The 12,486-nt window shown below is 45.1% G+C and carries 11 protein-coding genes; 10 read left to right on the top strand and 1 reads right to left on the bottom strand.

Annotation, left to right across the window (positions count from 1 at the left end):
- Nucleotides 1–41: 41 nt before the first annotated feature.
- Nucleotides 42–953, top strand: a complete 912-nt coding sequence (oxyR, locus tag R8O70_RS22620; RefSeq protein WP_005381326.1) for a DNA-binding transcriptional regulator OxyR — start codon at nt 42–44, stop codon at nt 951–953.
- A 53-nt stretch (nt 954–1,006) separates the two neighbouring features.
- Here the strand turns inward: oxyR and R8O70_RS22615 are convergent, their stop codons facing one another.
- Nucleotides 1,007–3,568, bottom strand: coding sequence for a penicillin-binding protein 1A (locus R8O70_RS22615; protein ID WP_206225431.1), 2,562 nt, complete (start codon nt 3,566–3,568; stop codon nt 1,007–1,009).
- A gap of 144 nt (nt 3,569–3,712) precedes the next feature.
- Here R8O70_RS22615 and pilM point away from each other — a divergent pair, with 144 nt between their 5' ends.
- The 9 genes from pilM to R8O70_RS22570 all read left to right on the top strand — a co-directional run bounded on the left by pilM (nt 3,713) and on the right by R8O70_RS22570 (nt 12,462).
- Complete coding sequence (gene pilM, locus R8O70_RS22610) at nt 3,713–4,729, top strand: type IV pilus biogenesis protein PilM (RefSeq protein WP_017821733.1); 1,017 nt, start codon at nt 3,713–3,715, stop codon at nt 4,727–4,729.
- Nucleotides 4,713–5,288 (top strand): PilN domain-containing protein, encoded by a 576-nt coding sequence (locus tag R8O70_RS22605; protein WP_017821732.1) that lies wholly within the window; start codon nt 4,713–4,715, stop codon nt 5,286–5,288. The genes pilM and R8O70_RS22605 overlap by 17 nt, the downstream gene beginning before the upstream one ends.
- The gene (locus R8O70_RS22600) at nt 5,281–5,874 is read left to right on the top strand and encodes a type 4a pilus biogenesis protein PilO (RefSeq protein WP_017633532.1); all 594 of its coding nucleotides are present in this window, start codon (nt 5,281–5,283) and stop codon (nt 5,872–5,874) included. Before R8O70_RS22605 ends, R8O70_RS22600 begins: the two co-directional genes overlap by 8 nt.
- The gene (locus R8O70_RS22595) at nt 5,864–6,379 is read left to right on the top strand and encodes a pilus assembly protein PilP (RefSeq protein WP_005382766.1); all 516 of its coding nucleotides are present in this window, start codon (nt 5,864–5,866) and stop codon (nt 6,377–6,379) included. Before R8O70_RS22600 ends, R8O70_RS22595 begins: the two co-directional genes overlap by 11 nt.
- Before the next feature lie 25 nt (nt 6,380–6,404).
- Nucleotides 6,405–8,150 carry a type IV pilus secretin PilQ gene (locus R8O70_RS22590; protein ID WP_053307551.1) on the top strand — a complete coding sequence of 582 codons (1,746 nt, stop codon included), beginning with the start codon at nt 6,405–6,407 and terminating at the stop codon, nt 8,148–8,150.
- Nucleotides 8,151–8,337: 187 nt separating this feature from the next.
- Nucleotides 8,338–8,856 (top strand): shikimate kinase AroK, encoded by a 519-nt coding sequence (gene aroK / locus R8O70_RS22585; protein ID WP_005381319.1) that lies wholly within the window; start codon nt 8,338–8,340, stop codon nt 8,854–8,856.
- A 32-nt stretch (nt 8,857–8,888) separates the two neighbouring features.
- On the top strand, nt 8,889–9,989 hold the full coding sequence (aroB, locus tag R8O70_RS22580; RefSeq protein WP_005381318.1) for a 3-dehydroquinate synthase: 1,101 nt from the start codon (nt 8,889–8,891) through the stop codon (nt 9,987–9,989).
- 52 nt (nt 9,990–10,041) lie between these two features.
- Nucleotides 10,042–11,553 (top strand): SPOR domain-containing protein, encoded by a 1,512-nt coding sequence (locus R8O70_RS22575; protein WP_258624169.1) that lies wholly within the window; start codon nt 10,042–10,044, stop codon nt 11,551–11,553.
- A gap of 69 nt (nt 11,554–11,622) precedes the next feature.
- Entirely contained in the window at nt 11,623–12,462 is an 840-nt protein-coding gene (locus R8O70_RS22570; RefSeq protein ID WP_005382762.1) for a Dam family site-specific DNA-(adenine-N6)-methyltransferase, read from the top strand.
- Nucleotides 12,463–12,486 lie beyond the last annotated feature (24 nt).

The raw sequence follows: 12,486 nt of genomic DNA, 5'->3' as shown, positions 1-12,486 counted from the left end.
TGATAGGTATTAGCTATTATTAAAGAAGCGAAGCGTGAATTATGAATATTCGAGATTTTGAGTACTTAGTTGCACTTGCGGAACATAAGCACTTTCGCAAAGCGGCAGAGGCATGTTTTGTTAGCCAGCCAACATTGAGTGGGCAAATTCGTAAACTAGAGGATGAACTCGGGACCACGCTTTTAGAGCGAAGCAGCCGACGTGTTTTGTTTACCGATTCAGGGTTACAGCTGGTGGAGCAGGCTAAACGCATCTTAAGTGAAGTGAAAACCTTCAGAGATATGGCAAGCGGTCAAAGCGGAGCCATGACTGGACCGATGCATATTGGTTTCATCCCGACGGTTGGGCCTTATCTACTACCCAAAATTCTGCCGCAGATAAAAGAAGCATTTCCTGAGCTGGAGCTATTTCTGCACGAAGCTCAAACACATCAATTAGTGCGTCAATTGGAAGAAGGCAAACTAGATTGCTTAGTTTTAGCTTCGGTTGATGAAACTGCGCCATTTAAAGAGATCGAAGTGTATCAAGAGCCATTAAGTGTCGCAGTGCCATGTGACCATGAGTGGGCCTCTCTCGACCATGTTGATATGTTGGAGCTGAATGGTAAAACCGTTTTAGCGTTGGGAGACGGCCACTGTCTGCGAGATCAAGCGTTAGGTTTTTGTTTTGCCGCTGGAGCAAAAGACGATGAGCGTTTTAAAGCCACCAGCTTGGAGACGTTACGCAACATGGTTGCTGCCGGTGCGGGGATTACGTTATTGCCTCAGCTTTCTATCCCTAATGAGAAGCAAAAAGATGGCGTATGCTACGTACCAGCTGTTAACCCAACCCCCTCGCGTAATATTGTTCTCGTATACCGTCCGGGCTCACCATTACGAGCTAGGTTTGAAGCTTTAGCAGCGAAGATTAAAGAGGTGTTGGCTTCTTATCCATCATTGAATGCTGCAGCATAAAAAGCAGAAATAAAAAAGGGAGAGCTTGATGCTCTCCCTTGTGCTTTTGTGATTTAGAACAGTTCTTCTGCGCCAGAACCTGAAGAATAAATACTATCTTCTAAACGGTCGCCAGCGTATTCGGTAGGCTCCGTGCCTTTTTCAAAGTATTCGAACATTGATGTGCTATCTACCTTGTGCGTTAGCATACCGCTGTTGCGATCAATACGAACTCGAATAATATCCTCTGGAATATTTTTACCTTGCTCCGGCGTCCCTTCTAGCGCAACACGCATGAAGTCAATCCAAGCAGGCTCTGCGGTTTTCGCACCCGACTCGGCACCAGAAACTTGGCCTTGCCCTAGGTTGCTGTTAACAGTGGTGCGGCCAAGTGCACGTGAGTGATCATCAAAGCCAACCCAAGCTATCGCAACGACACCAGGTCCATAGCCATTGTACCAAGCATCCTTGGAATCATTCGTTGTACCCGTTTTACCCCCGATATCACGACGACCAAGTTTTTGCGCGCGCCAGCCTGTACCATTCCAACCTGTGCCTTCACGCCAGTTACCGCCACCCCAAATGTTGCTGTACATCATCTCACGCATTAAGAATGCATTCTGTTCAGAGATAACTTGCGGTGCATATTGAGGTTCATCATTTTCAAGGGCATTGTCTGTTGCTAGGCCATCAATTGCGACGTCTTGTTCGCCAAATTCATCAGCGTAGCGATTTTCTGGCTGCTCGCTCATTTGCGGACAATCCTTATGACAAACGCTCTTTGGATTCGCTTTAAACAGCACTTCACCGAATGCATCTTCCACGCGTTCTACGTAGAACGGTTCGACGTAATAACCTCCGTTCGCAAATACAGAGTAGCCTTGTGCTACTTTCATTGGTGTTAAGCTACCAGCACCGAGCGCGATGGTCTCTGAACGTGGTACTTGGTTAATATCAAAACCGAAACGAGTAAGGTACTGACGTGTCTCCTCGAGGCCAACTTCACGGAGTGTACGCACTGCCATGACGTTTTTTGATTGAGCTAAGCCGAGGCGAAGACGCGTTGGACCACCATAAGTTGGTGGTGAGTTTTTTGGTCGCCAAGCTGAACCCGAACCTGCATCCCACTTGTTAATCGGCGCATCGTTAATCAAAGTGGCTAGAGTCAGCCCTTTGTCAATTGCTGCCGAGTAGATGAAAGGCTTGATACTTGAACCAACCTGACGTACTGACATGGTTGCACGGTTAAACTTGCTGTGAACAAAGTTGAAACCACCAACCAGCGACAATATCGCGCCATTTTCTGGGTTCATCGCAACAAACGCGGTGTTTGCTGTCGGCACTTGGCTCAGTTTCCAGCTCAGTGTTGTGTTGTCATCTTCATCGGTTTCACTTACTTCGCGAACCCAAACTTGTTGACCTGTCGCTAGCACATCATGCGCTGACTTTGGTGTTGAGCCTTGGCGGTTATCAGTAATGTACTTACGTGCCCAGTGCATTCCAGTCCAAGGGATGGTTTGCTCTTCATGGTTCTTAACCCATACTTGCGCCGTCTTATCATCGACTTTCGTCACAACCGCAGGGTAAAGGTCACCATAAGTTGGCTGTTTCTTCAGGTGCTTTTCTATTTGCTCATTGCCCCAGGCTGCTTCCCCTTCTTTCCAAAGCACACTTTCTGCACCACGGTAGCCATGACGTTCATCGTATGACAAGAGGTTATTTACCGCAGACGTATTTGCAGCATCTTGCAGTTTAGAATCCACAGTCATGTAGATATTCAAGCCAGAGGTGTAAGCTTCTTCTTCACCGTACTCTTTTACTGCCCATGCACGAGCCAACTCTGCTACGTAAGGCGCTGAAAGCTCAATTTCAGCGCTATGATAACGCGCCACAATAGGTTCATTGCGTGCTTCGTCATACTGCTCTTGTGTAATGTATTTCTCATCAAGCATTCGCATTAATACAACGTTACGGCGTTTTGTTGCGCGCTCAAGAGAGTAAATTGGGTTCATGGTTGATGGCGCTTTTGGCATACCAGCGAGTGTTGCAATCTCACTTAACGTCAATTCATCAAGGCTCTTGCCAAAATACACTTGAGCGGCAGCACCAAAGCCATATGAGCGGTAACCAAGGAAGATTTTATTGACATAAAGCTCCATGATTTCTTGCTTACTTAAAAGCTGCTCAATATGGATAGCAATAAAAATCTCTTTAATCTTACGCATGATCTTCTTCTCATTAGATAAGAAGAAGTTACGAGCTAGCTGTTGCGTAATCGTACTTGCACCCTGTTTAGCCGAGCCTGAAACCGCAACAACAACAGCTGCACGAGTGATGCCGATAGGGTCGATACCAGGATGCTCGTAGAAACGGCTATCTTCGGTTGCGATGAGCGCGTGAATTAAGTCTTGAGGAATTTCGTCATAAGTAACAGGAATACGACGCTTTTCACCGAACTGTGCGATCAGCTTCCCGTCTTGACTAAACACCTTCATAGGTGTTTGTAATTCAACGTCTTTTAGAGTTGCAACATCTGGCAATTCAGGCTTCACATACTGATAGAAGCCAAATATTGTGGTGACTCCAAGAATTATGCAAATCAATGTTAAAAATAATAAACGCTTTATGAACTTCACCGGAGAATCCCTGATTGGTTGAGGCTGTGTAACGGCAAACCCTTGTACTCTTAGGTCAAAAATTTAGCACATAAGAGATATTAACTCTTATTTGGATGCTAATAACAACCTTTGCACGAAGAAATTTCGGAGCGAGAGTAAGAGATGGATAAGCTAATCGTTACCGGCATCGATATAGGCCATAACAGCCTCAAAGCCGTAGTACTTAAACCCACAGGCAACAATTACGCTCTGTTGGGTTACAAAGAAATATTACTAAAGGAAGGTATTGTCGCTGAAAATAACACCATAAATCATCAAGAAATTGTAAAGACCCTCAAGCAGATAAAAAAAGAACTGCCTTTTGGCGCTAAAAAAGTTGCGATCTCAGTTCCTGATAACTCGGTAATTAGCAAGAAACTGCAAATAGAACAAAATCTTGAAGAGAGTGAAGTTGAGTTTGCAGTGATACAAGCCTTTTCTCATCAATCGCCATTCCCTGTCGAAGAGCTGAGTTTAGACTTCGTTCGTCTTCGCGCTGAGGGCGGGCAGAGTGGCAGTGATAGCTATCAAGTGTTTGCGACAAGAAAAGATGTGGTAGAAGGCCGAGTCGATGCATTACAAAAGTCCGGACTAAAACCTGTTTTAGTGGACGTGCATTCGCAAAGCCTTGGTCATATCTGGAAGCTCACCGCCGATCGCTTTCCTGACAAAAACAAATACTGCTTACTCGATATTGGCACCTTATCGAGCTCCTTCACCATGTTTACCGAACAAGGTGAACTGTTTCACAAAGAGTTTGCTTACGGCACACGCGGAGCAAACAGCGCTTCTCCAGTCGATTTTCTGTCCGATGATGCTCAGGAGAAAACAGAGCTGTTTAACCGTCAAATCATAGAGCGAGTAAAGCGCCAGATGCAGCTCTATACCTCAATCAATGGCTCACAAAACATCAAGGGTATCTGGTTATCAGGGGAGGGGGCCTCCACTCCCATGCTCGCAGAGGAGTTGTCTCAACAATTGTCGTTAGAGTGTGAATTGCTAAATCCGCTAGGGCTATTTGAGATGAAGGTGTCTAAGCGTAAGCGTCGTGCTGTGGATTGGCAGCATTTCTCAACAGCAGCCGGACTGGCCGTTCGTGGCATTCATTGGCTAGGAGGCGCCCGTGCTTTATCGCATTAATTTACTTCCTTGGCGAGAGAGTCAAAGAGAAGAGCACCGACGTCGTTTCATCAGTTTGGTCGCATTAGGCATGTTGGTCGCTGTTGGCATCCAGTGGGGTATTGGAAAGTTTTTTGAGTACCAACAAGATCAACAACAGGAGCGGCTCGATTACCTCACTCACTACATTGCCGAACTCGACCAGCGTATTGAAGCAATGAAAATTGCAGAGCAAGAGCACAGCAAAATCCTCGAACGTCTAAAGGTCGTTGAAGGTTTACAAAACGGACGAAACAAAACGACCGAGTTCATGAACTTAATGCCTGCCGTTATCCCTGAAGGTGTATATGTCGACAAGATCAAAATGAATGATCTGGAAATTGAGATCTCTGGGATCTCTGATAGCACTCCAAAACTTGCCACGATGCTGGACAACATGGAGCGCTCGGCCAAGTTGAACGACGTAGAAATGCATTCCATCGTTCACGGCAAAGCCCGTTTTGGGAAAGAGTTTCAAACATTCAAAGTGTCTTTCATGTTCAAAGTAACGGAGAAGAAATTGGAGGCTCAACGTGGTTGATTGGCAGGATCTCGAAATAGATGAAATGGCCGAGTGGCCATTGTTGCCCCAGATTGTAGTAATCGCACTTCTGATCATGGCGATTCAAGGCTTAGGTTATTGGTTTTACCTTAAACCGAAAGACGAACAGTTGAATCACTTGATTCAGCAGGAGCAGACACTCAAGGTGGCATTGAAGATCAAAGCGAACAAAGTGGCAGCGTTGCCTCAGCTTCAATCTCAATTGGATGAACTTACCACTCGTTACGAGTTATTACTGCAACAACTGCCTGCGCAAAAAGAGCTGGCTACAATGCTCGCTTCAGTGAATGAGCTTGGCATCGACAATAAGCTGACTTTCACCCGAATCGACTGGGGCGAAAAACAATCAGAGCACTTCCTTTATCGTCTCCCTTTAAACATAGAGTTAACGGGCGACTTTCATGACATCGGCCATTTTTCTCAGGCAATAGCGACGCTACCTCGAATCATCACGTTTAAAGATGTGACTTGGCAACGTGTCAGCCAAGAGAGCGAAACCCTGCACTTTCGGGTGCGTGCTAATACCTATCAGTTTAAGCCGGAGGAGACGAAAAATGACAAGTAAGTCTTTGTTGCTGGTACTGATGGGTTCTCTATTGATGGGCTGCCAGGCGAATGATGAATCATTGACGGATTTTATTCGAGGAGTGGAAACACAGGCGCGTCGAGAGGTCGAGAAGCTTAAGCCCGCAGACAAGTATGTTGCAGTCACGTACGCACCGGAAGTACAGCGTGCACCCTTTGAATTACCCAAAGAAGCCACCATCGCGACTCAGCCAGTTGCAAGAAAAGATTGTTGGCAACCGCCCTCAAGAAGGCGAACTGGCAAATTAGAAAAATTCCCATTAAGCCAATTACGTTTGAAAGGTGTCATGGGCATGGATAACACGGTTTCTGGCCTCGTTCAGGCTCCCAATGGCACCGTCTATAAAGTTAAGCCGGGTCAATACCTCGGACGCAATAATGGCAAAGTGACCCATGTCAGCCACTCCTATTTGTTGATTAATGAAACGTTGCCCGACGGCTTAGGATGTTGGCAAAAACGTAAAGTTAAGTTGGCTTTGAGATAGCCCCATTTATTTTTGATATTGAGTAATGAAAATGAGACAAGGATTAACACGTACACCAAGGATACTTACTGGGCTCTTCTCCTTATGGTTGTTTGTATTTTTAGCCCCTTTAGCGGCAGCTGAAGAAGTTTCGTCCAATGCCCTAAAAAGTATCGACTTTCGAACTAATAAAGATAAAGACGCGGTGATTGTCGTCGAATTGGCGTCACCGGCCGCGATTGTAGATATCAAGCGTGTACAGGAAGGGTTAAGTATCGATTTGCTTAACACTTCAGTAAAAGACGAGCAATTGTATCTCCTAGACGTGAAAGACTTTTCGACTGTGGTTGAGAGCGTAGAAGTGTTTCGCGACACCTCGACGACGCGCTTGGTTGCGCACATCAATGAAGAATACAAGCATGATTACCGTTTAACGGGGCGTTTTTTGGAAATCAAAGTAGCGAAGATCAAACCTAATGAGAAAGCCCCAGATAAAAGCATTTTAGAAAGAGAAGGTAAGCTTATTTCGATTAACTTCCAAGATATTCCTGTGCGAAACGTCTTGCAGCTTATTGCTGATTACAACCAATTCAATTTGGTTGTCTCCGACTCTGTGGAAGGCAACCTCACGCTTCGTCTTGATGGTGTCCCTTGGCAGCAAGTGCTGGATATTATATTGCAAGTTAAGGGGTTAGATAAGCGTGTTGATGGCAACGTGATTTTAGTTGCTCCGACTGATGAGCTGGACTTGCGTGAGAAGCAGCAGTTAGAAAAACAAAAACTGACGGAAGAAATGGGAGAGCTTTCATCTGAAATCATCAAAGTTAATTTTGCTAAAGCATCAGACATTGCGGAGATGATCAATGGTGAAGGAAATATCAGCATGCTGTCAGAGCGCGGCAGTATGACCATTGATGAGCGAACTAACTCGTTATTGATTAGAGAGTTACCTGAAAACATCGAGGTGATTCGAGAAATTATTGAGTCTTTGGATATTCCAGTTAAACAGGTTCAAATTGAGGCGCGTATTGTGACCATCAATGAAGGTAACATGGATGAGTTAGGGATTCGTTGGGGTTTTACGTCTATTAATGGCAGTAATACAGTGGGCGGTTCTATTGAGAACAACCTTGCCACGATCGGTCTCTATAATGGAGAAGGGGGCGACGACGGTGGTGACGGTGATGGAGTGGGGATCGATGACTTCCTAAATGTAAACTTAGCTGCAACCAGTCCGAATGCGACCAGCATTGCTTTTCAGGTCGCAAAGTTAGGTTCAGACACCTTGTTGGATCTTGAGCTTTCTGCTCTGCAACAAGAGTCTAAAGCTGAGATTATCTCGAGCCCACGTTTGATCACTACCAATAAGAAACCTGCCTATATCGAACAAGGTACAGAGATTCCTTACCTAGAGTCATCATCAAGTGGTGCAACGACGGTGACGTTCAAAAAGGCGGTATTAAGTTTGAAGGTAACCCCGCAAATCACACCGGATAACCGCTTAGTATTGGATTTAAGTGTCACGCAAGATAGACCTGGACAAGTAGTGAAGACCGGCACTGGTGAAGCTGTTGCGATTGATACTCAACGTATCGGGACGCAAGTGTTAGTGAATAACGGTGAAACGGTCGTTCTTGGTGGTATTTTTCAGCACAGCATTACTAACTCGGTGGACAAAGTGCCTTTGTTGGGCGACCTGCCGCTATTAGGTGCTCTTTTTCGTCGAAGTTATGAGAATGTTGGCAAAAGTGAGCTGTTAATTTTCGTCACGCCTAAGGTGGTGATTCAGTAGTTCTGTCTCGGGAAAAACTGATTAAATCAAAAATAAAGTTGCAATAGTGGCACCATGCTTGGATAATTTCGGGTCTTATCACGAATTATCTGTGAGGAACTGGTGCCACAAGCCTTGTAGAACAGCAGTTTAGCTGTGTTTTCTTGTGGCGATCTTATTGAATCAATGTTGTAAATTACTGCTAAACATGGCTGAGAAACGTAATATTTTCCTTGTTGGCCCAATGGGCGCCGGCAAAAGTACAATTGGTAGACATCTAGCACAGCAACTGCATATGGAGTTTGTTGACTCCGATACAGTGATCGAAGAACGCACTGGTGCAGACATCTCTTGGGTTTTTGATGTAGAAGGTGAAGAAGGCTTCCGCAAGCGTGAAGAAGCGGTACTTGAAGACCTAACACAAGAGCAAGGCATCGTGCTTGCGACTGGCGGTGGCTCTGTTAAGAGCAAAGAAAACCGCAATCGTCTTTCGGCACGTGGTGTTGTTGTTTACTTAGAAACGACGATTGAAAAGCAACTTGCGCGTACAAACCGCGACAAGAAGCGTCCTTTACTTCAAACGGATAACCCTCGCGAAGTATTGGAGCAATTAGCTGAAGAACGTAATCCTTTATATGAAGAAGTAGCGGATTACACTGTTCGCACTGACGATCAAAGTGCAAAAGTGGTAGCCAACCAGATCGTAAAAATGCTAGAAGAGAGATAAGTCTTTATCTTTTTTTTAATTGGAGCAAACCGATGGAACGGATTACGGTCAACCTAGCTGAGCGTAGCTACCCAATCTCTATTGGCGCCGGGTTATTTGAGGACCCGGCGTACCTCTCTCAAGTTCTCTCAAACAAAAATGCAAAACAAAAAGTTGTTGTGATCAGTAATGTCACAGTGGCGCCTTTGTATGCAGACAAAATTTTAAAGCAACTCGAGCAGCTCGGTTGTAGTGCATCCTTGTTAGAATTGCCTGACGGTGAACAGTACAAAAACTTGGATGTATTTAATCAAGTAATGAACTTCTTACTGGAAGGGAGTTATGCTCGTGATGTTGTGATCATCGCGTTAGGTGGTGGTGTTATTGGCGACCTTGTGGGTTTTGCGTCTGCCTGTTACCAGCGTGGGGTCGACTTTATTCAAATACCGACCACATTACTATCCCAAGTGGACTCTTCGGTTGGTGGAAAAACCGCGGTTAACCATCCGTTGGGTAAGAACATGATAGGTGCGTTTTACCAACCTAAAGCAGTGATCATTGATACCAACTGCCTGTCGACGTTGCCTGAACGTGAGTTCGCTGCGGGTATCGCCGAAGTCATTAAGTACGGCATTATTTACGATGCAGATTTTTTTGTATGGTTAGAAGACAATCTTGAGCGCTTGTATGCGTTGGATGAAGAAGCACTAACTTATGCGATCGCACGTTGCTGTGAAATAAAAGCGGAAGTGGTGGCTCAGGATGAGAAAGAGTCGGGCATCCGTGCTTTGCTTAACTTAGGTCACACCTTTGGTCATGCGATTGAAGCGGAACTTGGCTATGGCAATTGGCTGCATGGTGAAGCGGTATCTTCCGGCACTGTTATGGCGGCCAAAACGTCGCATCTACGTGGTCTGATCTCGGAAGAGCAATTTGAGCGTATTGTTGCGATTTTGCGTCGTGCAAAACTGCCTGTGCATACTCCAGACAGTATGAATTTCGATGACTTCATCAAGCACATGATGCGAGATAAGAAAGTCCTCTCTGGTCAATTACGATTGGTTTTGCCTACAGGCATTGGCACTGCCGAGGTAATTGCTGATACGACACAAGACGTACTCAAACAGGCAATAGACTTCGGTCGCGATATTTAACCTTGTAATGGCGCCTTTGGGCGTCATTCTTGTAGTGTATTAAGGTTATTAGATGAGTGTTGCTCACGTACTGGAATTAGATTCTCAAATCGAGTTGCTTGATAGATTAGGTCTACTGACTAACTTTGGTTCCAATCTCATTGCGATTAATGGTCATGATGGGTACGGGAAATCTTGGTTAGCGCAGCGATACCTTGAAGTGGGTGCCAGTAACAAGAATCAATGTTTGTTACTTTGTCATTCTAATCAAGACGATGTGCAGCATCGCGTCCTTATTTTGAATCAACTGGTTTCAGACGCATTGTTTAATCAGCAAGAGCCTTTACTTGATAGCCTTGAAAGGCTTTTAGGTGATGAGCCGTGTGACATTGCAATTGTTGTAGATGATGCGCATTTATTGAGTGAGACACTTATCTCTGAGCTTTGGATGCTGGTCTTAGAGGCGCACCATAAGCCAAATTGGACCATCAATGTCTTACTGTTTACACAGTCTGGACGTTTAGACGGTTTGCTAGCACGTCTCAGTTATGGACAAGAGATAAAGCCTGTTGAGCTTGATATTGATATGTTGTCCGAAGTGGAAGCTCGTCGTTTCTTTGAGTCACTTGTTGCGCGCTACGTCGATGATGAGTCTGAGAAACGGGTTAGAGATGCATTTAAAAAAGTCGACCCAGTACCGGGTGACATCATGGCGTTAGGAGAGATGAAAGTGGAAAAAAGGATCATTATCCGCTCGATTGTCGGTTCACCCCTGAATATTGCGTTGGTGGTATTAGTATTACTGTTGCTTGCTGCGGGTGGCTATTGGTGGATGCTTAGTCAACCAAGTCCTGATGATAAAGCGCAGCAAATTGCTGGCGGTTTAGAGCAAACGGCTATTCCAACTTTTGAAGAGTCAGTAATCAGTGCAGCGCAATCTTCACTGCAACCTGTAACCGATGGCTCTAGCAGTCTTGATAACTCTGGTGCGGTTGATGATTCTGATTCATTACCGCCAGCAGTGACAGAAGAAGTAGCGAGCGTAGGCAGTGATGACAATCAACAAAGAGTGGTGATTGAGTCGAATGTGGTCGATGCATTGCTTGAAGGTAAAACTGATTCAGCAGACACAAAAGCGATTGATGACGTCGTAGGTACTGAGAAAACAGAAACCGCCGATGAAACTAGCTCTCCTTTGATTAAAGTCGTAAAACCGAATCAAGATATGGCGCAAGCACCTGCTCAGTCAGAAGAGGGTGACGTAAACCAACCTGTTGTGAAGTTTTCATTTGCCCGTGAAGAACTAAAAGCGCTATCGCCAAGAGCTTATACTTTACAACTCGCAGCTATGACCTCAATGGAAGATGTACAATCCTTTCTCAATGAGCATCAACTGAATAATCAAGTGCGAATTTATCCTACCGTTCGTAATGACACCGAGTGGTATATCATCACATATCAAGATTATCCGACAATTCAAATGGCTCGTGATGCCGTCGCAAGCTTGCCAGATTCGGTTAAGTCGGTGAGTCCTTGGGCAAAATCACTCCGTCAGGTTCACCGTGAAATTGAACGAGTGAAATAAACCTGAGCTTCCCTGAAAAATATGTTACATTCCGCAGCCTTAATTTTTGGTCGATAGATAGAGCAGTAGATGAAAAAGCAACGAGCCTTTCTTAAATGGGCAGGAGGAAAATACGGACTGGTTGAAGACATCCAACGTCATTTGCCGCCGGCTCGAAAGCTAGTTGAACCTTTTGTTGGTGCGGGCTCAGTGTTTCTGAATACCGATTATGACCATTATCTACTTGCAGATATCAATCCAGATTTGATCAATCTGTACAACCTGCTGAAAGAACGCCCTGAAGAGTATATCTCTGAAGCGAAGCGTTGGTTTGTCGCTGAGAACAACCGCAAAGAAGCCTACCTACACATTCGCGCTGAATTTAATAAAACCGATGACGTGATGTACCGCTCTTTAGCGTTTTTGTATATGAACCGCTTTGGTTTTAATGGCCTATGCCGTTACAACAAAAAAGGTGGCTTCAATGTACCGTTTGGCTCTTACAAAAAGCCGTATTTCCCTGAGGCGGAACTGGAGTTTTTTGCAGAAAAAGCCAAAAAAGCTACGTTCGTTTGTGAAGGTTATCCTGAAACATTTCGTCGTGCGCGCAAAGGGAGCGTCGTGTATTGCGATCCACCTTATGCGCCGCTTTCAAATACGGCAAATTTCACCTCATACGCAGGTAATGGTTTCACGTTGGACGACCAAGCTGCATTAGCCGACATTGCTGAAAGAACAGCGACTGAACGTGGCATTCCTGTGTTGATTTCTAACCACGACACTACCTTGACACGTCGGTTGTATCACGGTGCGGATCTTAATGTGGTAAAAGTAAAGCGTACCATTAGCCGTAATGGTAACGGTCGTAATAAAGTTGATGAGCTACTTGCGCTTTTTCATGCCCCAGACATGGATAAATCAAGCTCTTAATTCTCACACTATTATATCTAAATA

Source organism: Vibrio sp. 779(2023) (genome assembly GCF_033344285.1).
GTDB classification, from domain to species: domain Bacteria; phylum Pseudomonadota; class Gammaproteobacteria; order Enterobacterales; family Vibrionaceae; genus Vibrio; species Vibrio alginolyticus.
The sequence above is the reverse complement of the archived record's forward strand: the minus strand, read 5'-3'. Positions and strand labels throughout refer to the sequence as shown.